The following is an 18,120-nucleotide window of genomic DNA, read 5'->3' as shown; positions in this document are numbered from 1 at the left end:
GCCTTACGCTTGCTCAAGCCAGCCGAACACCGGCAGGCCCTTGGCCTCCAGCCATTCGGGATTGTAGAGCGAGGACAGGTAACGAAAGCCCGTATCGCACAGGATCGTGGCCACGCGGGCATCGCTCTTGCCTTCCGCCACCAGCTTGCGGCCCAGCGCCACGGCGCCCGCCACGTTGATGCCGGAGGACAGGCCAAGGCACAGCCCCTCTTCCTTCAACAGGCGGCCGACCCATTCCAGGCCTTCCTCATCCGAGATGCGGAACTGCGTATCGATCGGCGCGCCTTCGAGATTGGCGGTGATCCGGCCCTGCCCGATCCCTTCCGCCACTGAAGACCCTTCCGCCTTCAGCTCGCCATGGGCGTAGTAATTATACAGCGCCGCGCCATAGGGGTCCGTCAGGGCAATGGTGATGTTCTCGTCCAGAGACTTCAGGCCCATGCCGGTTCCGGCAATCGTGCCCCCAGTGCCCGCCGCGCAGGTGAAACCATCGATCCGGCCTTCCAACTGCGCGAAGATTTCCGGCGCGGTGCTTTCGATATGGGCCTTGCGGTTGGCGGTATTGTCGAACTGGTTGGCCCAGATCGCGCCCGGCGTCTCTTCCGCAAGGCGGCGGCTGGTATGCACAAAATGGCCGGGGTTCTTGTAGGGCGCGGGCGGAACCAGCACCAGTTCGGCACCCAGCGCGCGCAGGGTGGCCATTTTCTCGCGGCTCTGATTGTCGGGCATGACGATGATCGTCTTGTAGCCCAGCGCATTGGCCACCAGCGCGATACCGATGCCGGTGTTGCCGGCCGTGCCTTCCACGATCGTGCCGCCCGGCTTCAACTCACCCCGTGCTTCCGCATCGCGGATGATCCACAAGGCGGCCCGGTCCTTCACCGAGGCGCCGGGGTTGGCAAATTCGCATTTGCCCCAGATTTCGCAGCCTGCGGCCTCGCTCGGCCCCTTGAGCAGGACGAGCGGAGTGTTGCCGATCAGATCGAGCGTATCGCGGTAAGTCGCACCAGTCATGGTGGCTGAGTTAGGGGGCAAGCGCCCGCATCGCAATGCAAATGCGCTTTGCCCGCCCCTAGTCCTGCTTGGACCAGCGACATCGCCCGGCCAGTGCCGGGCGCGCCGCAAGCCCGATCAGTCTTCCTTGGCGATGGTCACCTTCATGCCGTCCAGATCGTCCGTGAAGGGCAACTGGCAGGAAAGGCGCGAATTCTCGTCACGATTGTCGGAGCTGTCGAGCAGATCGTCTTCATCCACCGTCATCTTCGGCAGCAGATCCTTGAAGGCCGGATCGACATGCACATGGCAGGTGGCGCAGGAGCAGCAGCCCCCGCACAGAGCCAGCAGTTCATCGAAGCCATTGTCACGAATGGCTTCCATCACGGTCAGGCCCTGGCCAACCTCGACCGAAGTTTCTTCGCCAGCGCGGTTGACCACGATCAGCTTGGGCATATGCACGTCCTCATCGTCTCGGAAAATTGGCTGCGGCCGGCCGGCCGCATGGCCGGGCTGCTACGGGTTGAGGCGGGTTTTGGCAAGAAGGCGGCGAGGATTTATGGGGCTTTCGGCGGAATTATTGCGGCAGGGGATCGACGAGTTGTCGGCTCGCGAACCGGCATTTGATCGTGCGCGCCAGATCGCCGGATATCCCGAACCGCGCATCCGCCCCACCGGCTATGCCACCATGCTGCGCACCATCGTTGGCCAGCAGGTAAGCGTGGCCGCTGCTGCTTCCATGTGGACCAAGCTGGAGGCACTGGTGGGCGCCGACGTGCCGGTGGCAGCGATCCTGGCGCAGGATTTCGACGCACTGCGCGCCTGCGGCCTTTCGCGCCAGAAGCAGTCCTATATCCGCTCGCTCTGCCAGCTCGTGGCCGATGGCGAACTCGATTTCGAAGCCCTGCCCGAAGATGACGAAACCGCCATCGCCCAGCTTGTCCAGATCAAGGGCGTGGGCCGCTGGTCAGCCGAAATCTACCTGCTCTTCGCCGAAGGGCGGCCCGACATCTGGCCCGCGGGCGACCTTGCCGTGCAGGCCGGGATCGGAAAAATCCTGCAGATGGAAGCCCGGCCGAGCGAGAAGGAAGTGCGCGTGCTGGCCGATCCCTGGCGCCCGCATCGCGGAGCCGCCGCGATCTTCACCTGGCATTGCTACAACAACGCCGCGCTATAGGGTGCGTGGGCGAATTCGGACTATCGGCAATTCGCCCGGGGGATTCCAAAAGCTGACTGTCCGGACACGACAACATTGCGGACATCACGGGGAAGGTCTAAATTTAACTTGTGCGATTGATAACCCTCATTCTTAGCGCCATTGCAGCGCTGTTTTGGTTTTGGGTTCTTAGGCTAGACATCAAGTATCTAGACTTTGTCGCTTGTGTATTCTTGCCCGAAAGGTCGATTGAGTACGAACTGTGGCACAAGATAATCGTCCCATCCATAATGCTAACGCTTGCAACGGTCATATTTGTGCTCACGGCCTTTCGGAATCTGTCAAGGAAGGTCGCCCTTTGTCTTTCTCTGGTGAACCTTACCTCCATTCCGATATATTACACGACGCTCACAGGTCTCGCGGTAAGTGACCCCATTGCAACATTTTGTCAGACCAAAGAGCAATAGTCCGCTAACCACCCCAATTCGGCCATCGCCTCCGCGATAAAGCACGCCTGAAAGCGGCCGCTTGTATCCATGCGGCCCAGCCACGAAAGGTCTCCTGCTGACAGGACTGTCAGTACGCAGTATGCCCTCCTCCCAAAGAAACGGGAGAGGAGCGGCATATGACTCAGCGGGCGATCTTCATCACCGGGGGCGGGTCCGGCATTGGCAGGGCCATCGCCCGGCGCTTTGCGGCGGAAGGCTGGTTCGTGGGCCTTGGCGATGTGAACGATACCGGCATGGAAGAGACCGCCGCCATGCTGGCAGGCGGAGCATTCCGGTTCCGGTTCGACGTGCGCGAGCGCGATGCGTGGGACGAGGCTTTGCGCGGCTTTGCCAATGCTTCGGGCGGGCGGATCGATGTGCTGGCAAACAATGCAGGCGTGCCGCTGGCCGGGCCGCTGGCGGAGCTTTCGCGCGACGAGATCGACCGCACGCTGGACATCAATCTCAAGGGGGTGATCTATGGCGCGCAGGCGGCCTATCCCTGGCTGAAGGCCAGCGCGCCGGGCAGTTGCCTGCTCAACACCGCCAGTGCCGCCGCGCTATACGGCATGCCCAGCCAGAGCATTTACGGCGCGACCAAGGCGGGCGTGCGCTCCCTCACCGAAACGCTGGACGGCGAATGGCAGGCCGACGGGATCCGCGTGCGTTCGCTGATGCCCAGCTTCATCGACACGCCCCTGCTGTCCCACGTGCCCAATTCGCGCAGCAATGTGCCGATCCGGCAGGTGGTGGCCGAAGCGGGCCTCGAATTCACGCCGGTAGAGGAAGTGGCCGACAATGCCTGGGACGCCGTCCATGGCGACAGGGTGCATTACCTCGTCGGCAAGACCGCCAGGAAGATGCGCTTCGCCGCCAAGTGGATGCCCGGCAAGCTGAGGAAGCGGGCTGCCCTGCTGAACAAGGCGCATGAGGATGTGGAGGGGTGAGTTGATCTGCGCGTCATCCCAGCTTTCGCTGGGATGACGATTTGAGGGTACGTCAGGAAGAGGCCATGCCGGAAGCTTGCGCGCGTCCTTCGACAGGCTCAGGACGGACGGCGGCAGGAGGAAGTCTGCCAATCCAATCTAGGCAATCTCGTCAATCGCCCGCGCCATCGCGATGTCGCGCGCCGAAAGGCCGCCTGCGTCATGCGTGGTCAGGGTGATTTCCACCCGGTTGTAGACATTCGCCCATTCGGGATGGTGGTCCATCTTTTCCGCCAGCAGGGCCACGCGCGTCATGAAGGCAAAGGCTTCGCTGAAGTTGTGGAAGGCGAATTTGCGGGTGATCGCCGTCTTGTCGATATGCAGATCCCAGCCGGGCAGGTGAGAGAGGCCTTCGATCCGTTCTCCGTCGGTCAGTTGCGGAATGGGCATGATGCGGCTCCTCTGCTTGTCGCTCAACCGGCTTTCGCCTAAGCGGCTTGGCCATGCAAGCGGCGCGTCTTTCTGCCAGTAATATTGCCTGCCGCCGGGGGGACCGGCTGCTGTTCTCCGGCCTCGGCTTCTCGCTGGGTCCGGGTGAGGCCTTGCAGGTTGCGGGCGCGAACGGCATCGGCAAATCCAGCCTGCTGCGTATCCTTGCCGGCCTTGCCCGCCCCTATGTCGGCGCGGTGGAGCGCGAAGGAACGGTGGGGCTGGTCGACGAAAGGCTCGCGCTGGACGAGCATCTGCCGCTGGGCAAGGCCCTAGCCTTCTGGAGCGCGCTGGATGGCGAGGACGAGGCGCAGCGCGCCGCAGGGCTCGGCCTGTCGGAGCTGCTGGACGTGCCGGTGCGCTACCTCTCCACCGGCCAGCGCAAGCGCGCGGCGCTGGCCCGGCTGCTGGGGCAGAAGGCTTCGATCTGGCTGCTGGACGAGCCGCTGAACGGCCTGGACACCACCGCCGTCGCTCTGGTCACCCGGCTGACGGCGGAGCATTGCGCCAGCGGCGGCATCGCTGTCGTCGCCTCCCATCAGACCTTCGCGCTGGCGGGAATGCAGCAATTGCCGCTGCGGGATTTCGTGGCGTGAGCGCGCTGCTGCACCTGCTGCGCCGCGATCTGGCGGCCTTCATGCCCGGCGGGCGGCGCGGCGGCACTTTGCTGCCGATCCTGTTCTTCCTTGCCGTGGCGATGCTCTATCCCTTTGCCGTCGGGCCGGATGCACCCGTGCTGGCGCGCACGGGCGGCGGCGTGGCGTGGATCGGCGCGCTGCTGGCCGCCATCCTCCCGCTCGACCGGCTGGTCGCGCCCGATCTGGAACAGGGCTTCTTCGACCATTGGGCGCTGCGCGGCATTTCGGAAGAAGTGGTGATCGCGGTGCGCGTGCTGGCCCATTGGCTCAGCTTCGGCCCGCCGCTGATGCTGGCCGCCCTGCCCGCCTCGGCCCTGCTGGGGATCGACGGCAAGACGCTCTACACGGTGGAATTGGGCCTGTTGGCGGGCACGCCGGGCCTTGCCGCCATCGGCGTGACCATTGCGGCCCTGACTGCGGGCCTGCGCGCCGGCGCGGCGCTGTCGGGCCTGCTGCTGATCCCGCTGGCGGTGCCGCTGCTGATCTTCGGCGCGGGCGCGCTCTCTACCGGAGGGGAAAGCGGCATCATGCTGACCGCCGCGATCAGCCTTGTGCTGATGGCCATCGCGCCCTTTGCGGGCGGTGCGGCAGTGAGGGCATCGCGCGAGGGGTAGCCTTCCCGAAGGAATTCCGGCCCGAAGGAATTCCGGACGCCCGCGCAGAGAGCATTTTCCTACACGGCCGAAATCTGGCTTATGCCCGGAGATGAGCCTTCGCCTTTCCGCCCTGCCCTCAGACCACGCCGCGCATCGGGCCTCCGCCGGAAGGTCACAGCCGCTGACAGGCTGTTTGCCAAAGGTCACACTCGCGGGAATGGGCAGCACGGTATTGTCGGCGCGATGCGGCACGATCGAGCGGCAAGAAAACGGCCCGATTCCAAGCTTTTCAGCCGATCTGCACACTGGGCAGGAAGGCGCTTTCCGCCCCTCGGCGAAGGCGGAAAGTCACAGGTTTCGCTGGTCGTTCTGCGTCAACTTTCGGGCGCCGTCCCGCCCCCGCAATGCCTCAGGCGTAGGGCGGCTGGTGCAGCCCCTTGGGGCTGGCGGTGAAGATTTCGCAGCCGGTTTCGGTAATGCCGATCGAATGTTCGAACTGCGCCGACAGCGAACGGTCGCGCGTCACGGCCGTCCAGCCGTCCGACAGCATCTTGGCCCCCGGCTTGCCGAGGTTGATCATCGGTTCGATGGTGAAGAACATGCCCGGCTTCAGCACAGGCCCCGTCCCGGCGCGCGCGGCGTGGACCACTTCGGGCGCGTCATGGAACAGGCGGCCAAGGCCATGGCCGCAGAATTCGCGCACCACGCCATAGCGATGGGCTTCGGCATGGGCCTGGATCGCCGCACCGATATCGCCCAGCCGTGCACCGGGCTTGGCCAGATCGATGCCGATCATCAGGCACTCATAAGTCACGTCGATCAGGCGGCGCGCCTTCAGCGGAGCATCGCCGGCGATATACATGCGGCTGGAATCGCCGTGCCAGCCATCCAGCAGCGGCGTGACGTCGATATTGAGGATGTCGCCGTCGCGAATAACCTTGTCGCCCGGAATGCCATGGCAGATCACGTTATTGAGCGAGATGCAGCAGCTGTGGGTATAGCCGCGATAGCCCAGGGTCGCCGGAACCGCGCCGCCATCCAGCGTCATCTGGCGGACCACATCGTCAAGCTCGCCCGTGGTGACGCCGGGCTTCACCAGATCGACCATCGCATCGAGGATTTCAGCAGCAAGGCGGCCTGCCTTGCGCATGCCTTCGAAGCCTTCCGGCCCATGGAGCTTGATCGTGCCGTCGCGCAGGACGGTCTCGTTTCCGGTAATTGTCTGGTATTCGGTCATGCCGGCCATGTAGCGACTGCGGGCCGGAAATGCGAGGGTTTCACCGCATGATGCTGAACGATGCGCGATATTGCGGCTTCACTGCCTTCATCACGGCGGGCGTGACCGGCAGCGTCACCTCGTAATCCCCTTCCACATAAGGCCCGGCGGCATAGGGCGGGACGAGGAAGCCGATACGGTCGAAAGTCTGGCCGTTGGAGGAACCCAGAATGAGAGTGACGGAATCGAAACCGATGCAGGCCGTCATCCAGTCATCCGCACTGCGCACCACCTTCTCGCCGCGCTTTTCCTCGCGTTGCTTGTCCAGCGCATTGCAGAAGGCGGGCTGGGCTGCCGCCTCCAGCGCCTTGACGGAGGTGAACAGGGACAGCGGCTCGCGCGCCGTATCGGCCTTGCGATCCCACAACATACTATCGAAATTGCTGTTGCCATGGGCGCCCCCGGTAAATTCCCAATGGGTGGCCGAAAGGCTGAGCCAGCCTGGCAGATCGGTCACCACCTGCCAGTCCGTGGAATATCCGTAGGCGTGGAAGGGATAATCATTGGCCTGGGCATCCGCCCGCCCGGCAGTGGCCGCGCTTTCTGCCTCTGCCATGTCCTTCTTCGCCTGGGTTTCCAGCATGGCGCGCAACCCCGGAACGGCATCGGCCTGTGCTGGGAAGCTGTATTCGAATTCGTAAGTCTCGTTCGCCTGCGCGATCTTGCGGGCCTCCCCCTGCGGCGCAACGGCTGCCGTCTGCGTCGCGCTTGGCGTCGGGGTGGCAGTTGCCGCCTCCTTCTTCTCGGCCGGGGACGAAGAAGAACAACCCGCCAACGCGACGAGCGCGGCGGAAATCAGGGTGGCGGAAAGGGCACTGGAAATAACAGAGCGTACAGCCATCGAAATTTCCCCTCGCGGTTCGGCGGCAGGTGATGCAGATGGGATGCATGATCGACAAGGACACATTGATCCAGCCTGACCGGGGGCAGAAAGCCACCGAAATTCATCTGATCGACAAGCAGGGCTTCGAAGCCTGGTTCAAGAAACTCAGCCCCGCCCAGCGCGCGGCAGTGGAAGCGCAGAAATTCACTGCGGGCGGATACCAGACTGTGATCGTGCCCGATGGGGATGGCTGGTTTGCCGCAGGCGGCGTGGCCAACACCGCATCGCTTTCAAGCTGGTGCCTGGCCAAGCTGGCCGAAGTGCTGCCCGCAGGCACCTATCGCCTGATGACCGGCGATCCCGGCCCTGCCCTGCATGGCTGGCAGACCGGGCAATATCGCTTCACCCGCTACCGCAAGGAGAAGGAGGAAGAGGGCGACCGGATTCTGCTGACCAAGGGCGTGAAGGCAATCGAGCCTGCCCTTGCCGAAGCCCGCGCCGTGATGACCGTGCGCGATCTGGTCAACACTCCCGCGGAAGACATGGGGCCGGCCCAGATCGAGGCCGAGGTGGAAGCGCTGGCCAAGGCACATTCGGCCAAGGTCTCCGTCACCAAGGGTGACCGGCTGGAAAGCGAATTTCCCATGGTCAATGCCGTGGGCCGCGCCGCCAGCCGCCACCATGCCCCGCGCATGATCGAGCTGACCTGGGGCAACGAGAAGGCGCCGAAACTCGCCCTTGTCGGCAAGGGCGTGTGTTTCGATTCCGGCGGACTGGACATCAAGCCCGCGCGCGGCATGGCGCTGATGAAGAAGGACATGGGCGGTGCCGCCCACGCGCTGGCCCTTGCCGGGCTGGTGATGGAAGCGGGCCTCAACGTGCGGCTGCAACTGCTGATCCCGGCAGTGGAGAACGCCGTGGCAGGCAATGCCTTCCGCCCGGGCGACATCCTCAAATCGCGCAAGGGCCTGTCGGTGGAAATCGGCAATACCGATGCCGAAGGGCGCCTGATCCTGGCCGATGCGCTGGCGCTGGCTTCGGAAAGCGAGCCGGACCTGATTATCGATTTCGCCACGCTCACCGGCGCGGCACGCGTCGCGCTGGGGCCGGACCTTCCCGCCCTGATGGCCCGGCGCGAGGAAACCGCCCGCGCCCTGATCGAAGCGGGCATCGCGCATGATGACGCCGTGTGGCAATTGCCGCTGCATCCGGCCTATGCCGAATGGCTGAAGTCCGACGTGGCCGATCTCAACAACTCGCCCGACAATGGCTATGCCGGGGCCAGCGTGGCAGGCCTGTTCCTCGACAAGTTCGTAGGCGAAGGCATCGACTGGGCGCATTTCGACACTTTCGCCTGGCGTCCCTCGGCCAAGCCCGGCCGCCCCAAGGGTGGCGAAGCGTTGGGCTTGCGGGCGGCTTGGCACATGCTCAAGGCACGTTATGGCGCGTGAAACGACGGCAAATCTTGCCCCGAAGCCCCTTGGGGGCTAAGCGCGCGCGAAATTAATCCAGCAGACGGACCCTTCGTTGAACGCCACCGCATCGACCTCAGACAATTCGAACCTGGGCCCCTTCGCTTTGAGCGGCCCGGTCGCCAAGCCTGACGCGCATAGGGTTCCCCTGCGCGGCGACCTTGCGCATGTCGCGCTGGCGGGCCGATATTTCGTGCCGCATTACGTCGTGCCGATGCAGCGAATGGTGGGTGACATGGGCGCGAATATGCGCGCCGAAGCCACCGATGAATCCGAGATCGTCTATGACCTGTCGCCGGGTCAGCGGTTCGACCTGCTGGACAGCAACGCGACCTGGGCCTGGGGCTGCCTTGGCCCCGATGGCCCGGTCGGCTATGTAAAGACCAGCGAATTGCTGGACCCCTTCGCATGACCGCCTCCATCTTCATCGATGGCGCGGCAGGCACTACGGGCCTTGAAATTGCCGACCGGCTCGCGGGCCGGAACGAATTCACGCTGATCACGCTCGACGAGGCACGCCGCAAGGATCCCGCCGCGCGGGCAGAGGCACTCCACGCCGCGGATTTCGTGATCCTGTGCCTGCCTGACGACGCCGCGCGGGAATCGGCCGCGCTGATCGCGAATGACACAACCCGCGTGATCGATGCCTCCACGGCGCATCGCGTGGCGCCCGGCTGGGTCTATGGCTTTCCCGAAGTCGAAGGCCGCCGCAATGTGGCGGAAGCCATGCGGGTTTCCAATCCGGGCTGCTACTCCACCGGCTTCATTGCCCTGCTCGCCCCGCTGGTGCGCGCCGGGCTGCTGCCGGCCGACTGGCCCTATACCTGCAATGCGGTCAGCGGCTATTCCGGCGGCGGCAAGGGGCTGATCTCCCGGTTCGAGGACGATGCCGACATTGCCTGGCGCGGCTATGCGCTGGCGCTGGGCCACAAGCATGTGCCCGAAATGCAGGCCCGCTGCGGCCTTGCCCTTGCGCCTCTGTTCACTCCGGCAGTCGTCCCGGCCCACCGCGGCATGGTGGTGGAAATTCCGCTGCAACTCGCCGCGATGAAGGGCGCAGCCCCGGCCGACGAGTTGCGCCAGTGCCTGGCCGCCTTCTATGCCGACAGCCCGATCGTGGGCATGGGCGAAAGCCCGGCCGACGGCGAACTGCTGCTGCGCGCATCGAACCAGGGAAGCGACCGGATGGACCTGTTTGTCTTTGCCAGCCCGGACGGTTCGCAGGTCCGCCTGATCGCCATGCTCGATAACCTCGGCAAGGGCGCCAGCGGGGCTGCCGTGCAGAGCCTGAACCTGATGTCCGGACTGGAAGAAACCGCCGGTTTGCGCCTCTGAGCAAGGTTAACTGCCTAAAAAACGGGCAGCTTCCTGCCCGAATTTTACCCATTCTCAAGCCGCGGCGCGACGCAGGATTGTTGCCACAGTCGTGCCGCCGCTTTCACGATCTTGCGAATCCGCACTTTCCCAAGGGCTGCCGATCTTATACGCCCCGTTTCCAGCCCTTGGCATGATTCTCAGTCGTGTTGGCACGATTCTTGTAGATGATTGCGCCGGGGAAATTCGAACTCCCCCGGCTTCGGCTTCTTGAAGCCGGCGCGGACAGCAACAGGGGTCTGGGACCAAGTGAAAAAGATCGAAGCGATCATCAAGCCCTTCAAGCTCGACGAGGTGAAGGAAGCGCTGCATGAAATCGGCGTATCCGGCATCACCGTTACTGAGGCCAAGGGCTTCGGACGTCAGAAGGGCCATACCGAGCTCTATCGCGGCGCCGAATATGTCGTCGATTTCCTGCCCAAGGTGAAGCTCGACGTCGTCGTATCCGACGACATGGCCGAGCGCGTGGTGGAAGCGATTGCCGCTGCCGCGCAGACCGGGCGCATCGGCGACGGCAAGATTTTCGTCTCGCCGATCGACACCGCCCTGCGCATCCGCACCGGCGAGCGCGACGACGCGGCCATCTAACCTATCAGACAAGATAGCCCCTGACGGTGCTGCCGCCGGGGGAAGAACAATACGAACAAGTCCATTGGAGGAATTGAGTTATGCCCAGTGCAAAGGAAATCGTGAAGCGGATCAAGGAAGAGGAGATCGAATGGGTCGATCTGCGTTTCACCGATCCCAAGGGCAAGTGGCAGCACCTGACCATGGTCGCCTCCGTGCTCGGCGAAGACGAGCTGGAAGACGGCCTGATGTTCGACGGTTCGTCGATCGAAGGCTGGAAGGCCATCAACGAATCCGACATGATCCTGAAGCCCGACCTTGACGCGGTTTACATCGATCCGTTCTCGGCCACGCCGATGATGATCCTGGTCTGCGACATCGTCGAGCCCTCGAGCGGCGAACTCTACGCCCGCGACCCGCGTTCGACCGCGAAGCGCGCCGAAGCCTTCGTGAAGGCCTCGGGCATCGGCGACACCGTCTATGTCGGTCCGGAAGCCGAATTCTTCCTGTTCGACGACGTGAAGTTCTACGACGGCTATGACGGCAACGGCTTCAAGATCGACGACATCGAACTGCCGACCAACTCGGCCCGCGACTATGAAGCCGGCAACCTGGCTCACCGTCCGCGCGCCAAGGGCGGCTACTTCCCCGTCGCTCCGGTCGACAGCTGCGTCGACATCCGCGGCGAAATGGTCTCGACCATGCTCGAAATGGGCCTGCCCTGCGACAAGCACCACCACGAAGTGGCCTCGGCGCAGCACGAACTCGGCCTGACCTTCGGCACGCTGGTGACCACCGCCGACCGCATGCAGGTCTACAAGTATGTCGTGCAGCAGGTCGCTCATGCCTATGGCAAGACCGCCACGTTCATGCCGAAGCCGATCATGAAGGATAACGGCTCGGGCATGCACACCCACATCTCGATCTGGGACGGTGGCAAGCCCCTGTTCGCCGGTAACGGCTATGCCGGCCTGTCTGACATGTGCCTGTACTTCATCGGCGGCGTCATCAAGCACGCCAAGGCCCTCAATGCCTTCACCAACCCGACCACCAACAGCTACAAGCGTCTGGTTCCGGGTTACGAAGCTCCGGTTCTGCTGGCCTATTCGGCCCGCAACCGTTCGGCTTCGTGCCGCATCCCCTACGGTGCGGGCGAAAAGGCAAAGCGCGTGGAATTCCGCTTCCCCGACGCGATGGCCAACCCCTACCTGTGCTACGCAGCCCTGCTGATGGCCGGTCTCGACGGGATCAAGAACAAGATCCACCCGGGCGAAGCCATGGACAAGAACCTGTACGATCTGCCGCCGGCCGAACTCGCCGCCGTGCCGACCGTCTGCGGTTCGCTGCGCGAAGCCCTGGAATCGCTGGAAGCCGATTACGAATTCCTGCTGGAAGGCGGCGTGTTCACCAAGGACCAGCTGGAAGCCTACATCGAACTCAAGTGGCCGGAAGTGCTGCGCTGGGAAACCACGCCGTCGGCCGTCGAGTTCGACATGTATTACTCGGCCTAAGGGCCGGGCATCGGGGGGCCGGCCGGAAGGCCTGGCCTCCCTTCCGCTTGATCCGGGGGGAAATCGCGGAAAAAAGAAGGGCGGGGCCTCGCGGCTCCGCCCTTTTTTTGCCCATCTGATTCAGGCCTGTATCAGCTGAAGCGGGCACCCTGCAGGGCACCCGCCAGACTTCCCACCGGGTCAGACCGTTTCGCGCAGCAATTCCGATGCGGGGCGGGTCTGCCAGCCGCTCGAAGGCCCGCGATTGCGCTGGCGAGTATGCGCCAGAGCCACCGGGTAGATCTCGTTGAACAGGCGATAGAAGGTCCGATCCCAGCTATAGCGGTTCACCACATGGTTGCGCGCGGCGGCGCCGATCGCATCGTGGTTGCTGTTCCAGATCTCAAGCACGTTCCGCGCCATCGTGTCTGCATCGTCCACCGGACCGAGTAGGCCCAGCCCCGGCGGGACGCGGGCGGGCATGGCGCCGGATGCCACGCCCACTACCGGCAGCGCGCTGGCCTGCGCCTCCACGATGGAAACGCCGAAGGTTTCGTCAGCCATGGCCGAGACATAGATGTCCGACGAAGCCAGCGCCGTGGCCAGTTCCTCGCGATTGCTCATGAAACCGGGGAAGGCCACCGGCATTCCTGCCGTTTCGGCCACCAGCCGGTCGCGCAACTTGCCGTCGCCCACCATGACGAGGCCCGCGCCGAGTTCCGGCGGCAGGCGCTTCATCATCTCGACCAGACGGTCGGCACGCTTTTCATTGTCGATGCGGCCAGCATAGATCAACAGCGGGCCGTCCGTGCCGCCAAGGCCCATGCGCTGGCGGAATTCGGGATCGCGCTTGGAAGGATCGAACTGGCTGAGATCCACGCCCAGTTCCAATACGTCCACCCGGTCGATCTTGCGGGTGCCCAGCATCGACTTCGCATCTTCGCCCAGCGTGTAGACGCGGTCGAACTCGCGATAGGTGATTTCGGCATAGCCCATGATCAGCCAGCGAGCGATCGAGGCGATCCTCTCGCCCGCGATTTCCTTGCCCACGCGATAGACATGGGCATTGGGGAAATCGGTGCGGTAACCGGCGACCAGCGTGGTCTCGGGAAACTTGCGCCGGTGATTGATCGCAGTCCAGGGCAGAACCCAGGGGCACAGCGATTCGATGATGTCGGGGCGATAATGCTCCAGCACCTCGCGCACCTTCTTGGTGCGCATGATGAAGCGGTAATTCGGGCTGCCACGCACGGGTTCCGCGCCGATTTCCACCCAGATGCTGCGCCCGTTCTCAACGATGCGGTCTTCTGGGCCGGGGACGATCTGCAGGATGCGATGATCGGTCCGTGCCAGCACGTGATTGCGCTTTTCACGCAGATAGGTGCTGATCCCGCCGCCGCCATTGGGCGAATAGCTTTGAGTGAGGTCGCAGATCAGCAAAGGTTTGTCGTCACGTGCCATATTTGCTTTCTACCTTGCCTCGGACACTACGCTTCGCGGCGGCGCAGCTTTTCTGAACGGGTTTGACGAGCCGCTATTTGCAGCCAATTCGGGCACGAGGATGGCAAAAGCCGATTCTGTTCGCATGTGCAACAGGGGCCGTGCCTTCCGGCTGTGCAAAGGTTGCGGACCGTGTCCTCAAAGCGTCACTTCCACGGGGGAAACACGCGATTTCAGGGGAAGTCTGCATCGCGGGCATGTAGGAGCGAATTTCGCAGTCGCAACCTAGCCGATTGCGAATTAACCCTTTTGCTGGCATTTGGGCAGAATCCTGCAGGGGGAGTGACGAACAATGGTCAAGAAATCACTCGGTCTCGGCGCGGCTTTGATCGCCGTCGCCACCGCAACACCGGCGCTTGCCCGCGACGGGCAGATGTATGCTGGCGTCGATGCCGGCATCGTAATTCCGAACGACGTAGTCTTCTCGGGCGATCAGGACGTAGTCGATGGCGATTATGCCGCCGGCTTCGATCTGGGCGGCTTTGTCGGCTATGATTTCGGCGTGATCCGTGTCGAAGGCGAAGTTGCCTACAAGGACATGGACGCCGACGAAACTTCCGCCGGGGACTTCGGCGCGGACGGCAACGTCAATGTACTGACGGGCATGGTCAATGCCCTGCTCGAACTGGGCGATGGCCAGGTTTCCGCCTTTGCCGGCGGCGGCGTGGGCTATGCCTCGGTCAATCTCGATGTGGACGATACGCTTCCCTATCTCGACGATCAGGCCAGCGGTTTCGCTTGGCAGTTGCTCACGGGCATGCGCTTCCGCGTTTCGAAGAACATCGATCTGGGCATCAAATATCGCATGCTGCAGGTTCAGGATCTGAACTTCGTCGACGCCTATGAAGACGATCTGCACGGCAATTTGCGCACCCATTCGCTGATGGGCGGCATCACGGTCAATTTCGGCCCGTCCGAACCGCCGATCCCGAGTTGCATCGGCGCGCGGGATGGAGGTGCGCTGGAAGCGGGAGACGCCGCCGCCGGTGTGCCAGAAGGGCCCCTACATCGTGTTCTTCGACTGGGATCAGTCGACGATCACGCCCGAGGCGGCAATGGTGCTGGATACGGCAGTGATGGCCTATGGCGCCTGCACCAACGTGCCGATCATGCTGGCCGGCTATGCCGACCGCTCGGGTAGCGATGCCTACAATGTCGGCCTGTCGGAACGCCGCAACCAGGCCGTGCGCAGCTATCTGGTCGGCCACGGCATTCCGGGTGGCGCAATTTCCACCCACGCCTTCGGCGAAGGCAATCCCCGCGTGCCGACGGCAGACGGCGTGCGCGAATTGCAGAACCGCCGCGTCGAGATCACTTACGGCCCTGGTTCGGGCCGCTAAGCCCGATCCGAGCCGCAAGGCCCGAAAAGCGAAAGGCCCGGAGGGAAACCTTCGGGCCTTTTCTTTCGCCTGCCGCCAGAAACCATTTTCCTACAGGGCAATGTGTTCCCTACATGTTCCGTCCAACTCAATGGAGGACATCATGGAACCCCTTGCCCGCCCCCGCAGGATTGGCCCCAATGGCATTGCCCTGATCCAGAGCTTTGAAGGCTGTGCGCGCCAGCGCGCGGACGGGTTGTTCGAAGCCTATCCCGATCCCGGTACAGGCGGCCCGCCATGGACAATCGGCTGGGGCGCAACCGGCCGCGGCATTGGGCCGGACACGGTGTGGACCCGGCGGCAATGCGACGCGCGCCTTGAAGCGGACCTTGCCCTTTATGCCGATGCCGTCGACCGCGCGCTGGGCGATGCGCCCACATCGCAACCGCAATTCGATGCGCTGGTCAGCTTCCACTACAACACCGGCGCAATCGGCCGGGCGACGCTGACGCGCAGACATGCGGCAGGCGATTTCAGCGGCGCTGCACGGGAATTTGCCCGGTGGAACCGCGCAGGCGGCAAAGTGCTGAAAGGGCTGACCCGTCGCCGGGAAGCGGAAGCACTTCTCTACGCGTCCTGACCGAGTGCGGCGGCGGCGGCTTGAGCCAGTTCATCCTCGTTCAGGACATATTGTTCCTGCCCGCCGGGCGTGCCGTCCTTGCCGCTGCCACCCAGCGGAATGGCGCGGCGTTGATGGCTGGAGGCCGCCGTGGCGGCAATCAGCCGTTCCTGCTGATCCGCATCCATCCGTTCCCAGCCATCGGGGGTAAGCTGTTCAAGCGGCCGATAGCGAACCTTGTACTGCATCCGCTCGGAACCCTCGACCCAATAGCCGAGATAGACAAACGGCAAGCCGGTTTCCGCCGCACGGCGGATGTGGTCCAGGATGATGTAATTGCCCAGCCCCGAACGGCCGCATTCTTCCGGCTCGTAGAAGCTGTAGATCATCGAATAGCCGTCGGTCTGCCGGTCGGTGAGGCAGGCGCCCACCAGGCGGCCCGGCTCTCCATCCTCGCGCCGCTCGCGATATTCGACGATGACGCTGGTGACCGGCGTGTGTTCCACCATGTCGGCGAAGTCAACCTCGTCCATCGCGGCCATGCCGCCACCGGGATGGCGCGCGCCCAGATAGCGGCGCAGCAATTCAAATTGTTCGTTCGTGGCCCAGGGGCGGCATTCGATGGCGATCAGGTCGGCATTGCGCTTCAGATTGCGCTTCTGGGTGCTCGATGCCCTGAATTCAGTCGCGGCCACGCGAACCGAAACACAGGCCCGGCAATTGCTGCAACTGGGGCGATAGGCCACCGTCTGGCTGCGGCGGAAACCGATGCGGCCCAGCGCTTCGTTCAACCCGTCGGCATTCGGCCCCTTCAGCTCCGTAAACACCTTCCGTTCCGTCCTGCCCGGCAGATAGGGACACGGCGCCGGGCTGGTCACGAAGAAGCGGGGGAAGCGTACCGGTGCGGTCACGGGGCTGCGCAGCCTTCCAAGCTAAGTTTGGCCAATGGGCGAGTTCCCGCAGACTATGCCCCGGAGACTCGACCATTAAAACAACCTTAACCACGATTCATGCTTAACACAGGGGATTTTTTGCACAGCCACACCCCCATGCGGCAGGGGTTGCGGCTGTGCGGCCCGAAATCGGTCAGTTGAGTTCGACTTCGCTAACCTGATAGCCCTTGGCGGTCAGAGCATCGATCAGCGACACGAGCTGCTCGCGGTCGCGCGCTTCGCATTCGATGTCCGTCACCAGCCCCTTGGCGGGCAGATTTGTGAAGATCCGCTGGTGGTAGATTTCCAGGATATTCACATGGTGCGCATCGAATTCGTGCATCACCTTGTAGAGCGATCCCGGCCGGTCCTGCAGGAAGATGCGCAGGCGGGCGAGGCGGCCCGAACGGGCAAGATCGCGCAGCAGCACATTGGCCAGCAGGCGCGTATCGATATTGCCGCCCGATAGCACCAGCCCGACATTGCGGCCCTTGAACTTTTCCGGATGAGCCAGCACGGCGGCAAGCCCGGCAGCGCCGGCCCCTTCCACCACCGTCTTTTCGATCTGCAGCAGCAGCGCCAGCGCCCGCTCCAGCATTTCCTCGTCGACCAGCACGATCTCGTCGATCAGGTCTTTCAGCACGCTGGACGTGAAGCTGCCCGGCACTTTCACCGCGATGCCTTCAGCCAGAGTATCCCCGCCGCTGGGCAGATCCTTGCCGTTGAGCTTGGAATACATCGACGGGTAAAGCTGGGGCTGGACGCCGAACAGCTTGATGTCCGGATTGAGCGCCTTGGCCACCGTGCCCATGCCGGACAGCAGGCCGCCGCCGCCGATGGGCACCACCAGCGTGTCGATCTGAGGCGCGTCGGCCAGCATTTCCAGTGCAACCGTTCCCTGCCCGGCCGCCACGTCAGGATCGTCGAACGGGTGGACGAAAGTCAGGCCCAGCTGCTTTTCCAGGTTGCGGGCATATTCATAGGCTTCGTCGTAATTCTCGCCTTCGAGCACGACTTTGCCGCCGACCTGTTCGGTCTGGATCACTTTCACCATCGGCGTGGTGCGCGGCATCACGATGGTTACGGGTACGCCCAGGCGGGTGCCGTGATAGGAAAGGCCCTGCGAATGGTTGCCGGCAGACGCCGCGATCACACCGCGATTGCGCTGTTCCTCGGTAAGCAGCAGCAGCTTGTTCAAGGCGCCGCGTTCCTTGTAGGCGGCAGTGAATTGCAGGTTTTCGAACTTCAGCCAGATATTGGCGCCGGTAATCTGCGAAAGGGTTTTGCTGTGCGTGGTGGGGGTACGCACGACCGCGCCTTCGATCCGCTGTGCAGCGGCCCGAACATCGTCGATCGTCAGCAGCGCGGTGGCGCTTGCTTGCTTATCCAGTGCAGTAGTCTCGGTCATAGTGTGCGGCCCGTAACGGAAAACCGTGCATTTGGGAAACAGACAATCGCATCC

General features: G+C 63.5%; 20 protein-coding genes. 12 read left to right on the top strand and 8 right to left on the bottom strand.

The window, feature by feature from the left end:
- Positions 1 to 3: 3 nt before the first annotated feature.
- Positions 4 to 1,014 carry a cysteine synthase A gene (locus SZ64_RS17160; RefSeq protein WP_156313675.1) on the bottom strand — a complete coding sequence of 337 codons (1,011 nt, stop codon included), beginning with the start codon at positions 1,012 to 1,014 and terminating at the stop codon, positions 4 to 6.
- A 117-nt stretch (positions 1,015 to 1,131) separates the two neighbouring features.
- Positions 1,132 to 1,449 (bottom strand): 2Fe-2S iron-sulfur cluster-binding protein, encoded by a 318-nt coding sequence (locus tag SZ64_RS17155; RefSeq protein ID WP_054531920.1) that lies wholly within the window; start codon positions 1,447 to 1,449, stop codon positions 1,132 to 1,134.
- 103 nt (positions 1,450 to 1,552) lie between these two features.
- Here SZ64_RS17155 and SZ64_RS17150 point away from each other — a divergent pair, with 103 nt between their 5' ends.
- Both SZ64_RS17150 and SZ64_RS17140 read left to right on the top strand, forming a co-directional pair.
- Positions 1,553 to 2,170 (top strand): DNA-3-methyladenine glycosylase, encoded by a 618-nt coding sequence (locus SZ64_RS17150; RefSeq protein ID WP_054531919.1) that lies wholly within the window; start codon positions 1,553 to 1,555, stop codon positions 2,168 to 2,170.
- A gap of 604 nt (positions 2,171 to 2,774) precedes the next feature.
- Positions 2,775 to 3,584, top strand: coding sequence for an SDR family oxidoreductase (locus SZ64_RS17140; RefSeq protein WP_054531917.1), 810 nt, complete (start codon positions 2,775 to 2,777; stop codon positions 3,582 to 3,584).
- A 138-nt stretch (positions 3,585 to 3,722) separates the two neighbouring features.
- Here SZ64_RS17140 and SZ64_RS17135 read toward each other — a convergent pair whose 3' ends face one another.
- The gene (locus SZ64_RS17135; RefSeq protein WP_054532350.1) at positions 3,723 to 4,013 is read right to left on the bottom strand and encodes a 4a-hydroxytetrahydrobiopterin dehydratase; all 291 of its coding nucleotides are present in this window, start codon (positions 4,011 to 4,013) and stop codon (positions 3,723 to 3,725) included.
- 53 nt (positions 4,014 to 4,066) lie between these two features.
- Between SZ64_RS17135 and ccmA the strand changes: the two genes are divergently transcribed.
- The gene (gene ccmA, locus SZ64_RS17130; RefSeq protein ID WP_054531916.1) at positions 4,067 to 4,648 is read left to right on the top strand and encodes a heme ABC exporter ATP-binding protein CcmA; all 582 of its coding nucleotides are present in this window, start codon (positions 4,067 to 4,069) and stop codon (positions 4,646 to 4,648) included.
- A complete protein-coding gene (locus SZ64_RS17125) occupies positions 4,645 to 5,304 on the top strand; it encodes a heme exporter protein CcmB (protein WP_082384675.1) in 660 nt (219 codons plus the stop codon). Before ccmA ends, SZ64_RS17125 begins: the two co-directional genes overlap by 4 nt.
- Positions 5,305 to 5,695: 391 nt before the next feature.
- Here the strand turns inward: SZ64_RS17125 and map are convergent, their stop codons facing one another.
- Together map and SZ64_RS17115 are read right to left on the bottom strand one after the other, a co-directional pair.
- Complete coding sequence (gene map / locus SZ64_RS17120; protein ID WP_054532348.1) at positions 5,696 to 6,523, bottom strand: type I methionyl aminopeptidase; 828 nt, start codon at positions 6,521 to 6,523, stop codon at positions 5,696 to 5,698.
- Positions 6,524 to 6,563: 40 nt separating this feature from the next.
- A complete protein-coding gene (locus SZ64_RS17115; RefSeq protein WP_082384674.1) occupies positions 6,564 to 7,403 on the bottom strand; it encodes a DUF4163 domain-containing protein in 840 nt (279 codons plus the stop codon).
- A 47-nt stretch (positions 7,404 to 7,450) separates the two neighbouring features.
- On the opposite strand from SZ64_RS17115, the gene SZ64_RS17110 reads away from it, so the two are divergent.
- The 5 genes from SZ64_RS17110 (at position 7,451) to glnA (ending at position 12,309) form a co-directional block, all read left to right on the top strand.
- Positions 7,451 to 8,836, top strand: a complete 1,386-nt coding sequence (locus SZ64_RS17110) for a leucyl aminopeptidase family protein (RefSeq protein WP_054532346.1) — start codon at positions 7,451 to 7,453, stop codon at positions 8,834 to 8,836.
- Between the two features lie 127 nt (positions 8,837 to 8,963).
- Positions 8,964 to 9,269, top strand: coding sequence for an SH3 domain-containing protein (locus tag SZ64_RS18980; protein WP_156313674.1), 306 nt, complete (start codon positions 8,964 to 8,966; stop codon positions 9,267 to 9,269).
- Positions 9,266 to 10,192: an N-acetyl-gamma-glutamyl-phosphate reductase gene (argC, locus tag SZ64_RS17100; RefSeq protein WP_054531915.1), complete on the top strand. Its 927-nt coding sequence runs from the start codon at positions 9,266 to 9,268 to the stop codon at positions 10,190 to 10,192. Before SZ64_RS18980 ends, argC begins: the two co-directional genes overlap by 4 nt.
- Positions 10,193 to 10,480: 288 nt before the next feature.
- Positions 10,481 to 10,819 (top strand): P-II family nitrogen regulator, encoded by a 339-nt coding sequence (locus tag SZ64_RS17095; protein ID WP_054532344.1) that lies wholly within the window; start codon positions 10,481 to 10,483, stop codon positions 10,817 to 10,819.
- Between the two features lie 80 nt (positions 10,820 to 10,899).
- Positions 10,900 to 12,309 (top strand): type I glutamate--ammonia ligase, encoded by a 1,410-nt coding sequence (gene glnA, locus SZ64_RS17090; protein ID WP_054531914.1) that lies wholly within the window; start codon positions 10,900 to 10,902, stop codon positions 12,307 to 12,309.
- A gap of 180 nt (positions 12,310 to 12,489) precedes the next feature.
- Here glnA and SZ64_RS17085 read toward each other — a convergent pair whose 3' ends face one another.
- Positions 12,490 to 13,749: a glycosyltransferase gene (locus tag SZ64_RS17085; RefSeq protein ID WP_054531913.1), complete on the bottom strand. Its 1,260-nt coding sequence runs from the start codon at positions 13,747 to 13,749 to the stop codon at positions 12,490 to 12,492.
- Positions 13,750 to 14,080: 331 nt separating this feature from the next.
- On the opposite strand from SZ64_RS17085, the gene SZ64_RS17080 reads away from it, so the two are divergent.
- The 3 genes from SZ64_RS17080 to SZ64_RS17070 all read left to right on the top strand — a co-directional run bounded on the left by SZ64_RS17080 (position 14,081) and on the right by SZ64_RS17070 (position 15,747).
- The gene (locus tag SZ64_RS17080) at positions 14,081 to 14,929 is read left to right on the top strand and encodes an outer membrane protein (protein ID WP_054531912.1); all 849 of its coding nucleotides are present in this window, start codon (positions 14,081 to 14,083) and stop codon (positions 14,927 to 14,929) included.
- A complete protein-coding gene (locus SZ64_RS19080; RefSeq protein WP_347230272.1) occupies positions 14,844 to 15,128 on the top strand; it encodes an OmpA family protein in 285 nt (94 codons plus the stop codon). The genes SZ64_RS17080 and SZ64_RS19080 overlap by 86 nt, the downstream gene beginning before the upstream one ends.
- A gap of 142 nt (positions 15,129 to 15,270) precedes the next feature.
- Positions 15,271 to 15,747 carry a lysozyme gene (locus SZ64_RS17070; RefSeq protein ID WP_054532343.1) on the top strand — a complete coding sequence of 159 codons (477 nt, stop codon included), beginning with the start codon at positions 15,271 to 15,273 and terminating at the stop codon, positions 15,745 to 15,747.
- On the opposite strand, the gene SZ64_RS17065 is transcribed toward SZ64_RS17070, so the two are convergent.
- Both SZ64_RS17065 and SZ64_RS17060 read right to left on the bottom strand, forming a co-directional pair.
- On the bottom strand, positions 15,735 to 16,637 hold the full coding sequence (locus tag SZ64_RS17065; protein WP_054531910.1) for an arginyltransferase: 903 nt from the start codon (positions 16,635 to 16,637) through the stop codon (positions 15,735 to 15,737). The two genes, SZ64_RS17070 and SZ64_RS17065, sit on opposite strands and share 13 nt — an antisense overlap.
- A gap of 175 nt (positions 16,638 to 16,812) precedes the next feature.
- The gene (locus SZ64_RS17060; RefSeq protein WP_054531909.1) at positions 16,813 to 18,066 is read right to left on the bottom strand and encodes a threonine ammonia-lyase; all 1,254 of its coding nucleotides are present in this window, start codon (positions 18,064 to 18,066) and stop codon (positions 16,813 to 16,815) included.
- Between the last annotated feature and the right edge of the window lie 54 nt (positions 18,067 to 18,120).

The organism is Erythrobacter sp. SG61-1L, from assembly GCF_001305965.1.
Lineage (GTDB): Bacteria > Pseudomonadota > Alphaproteobacteria > Sphingomonadales > Sphingomonadaceae > Andeanibacterium.
This window is presented reverse-complemented; position numbering and strand designations above follow the sequence as displayed.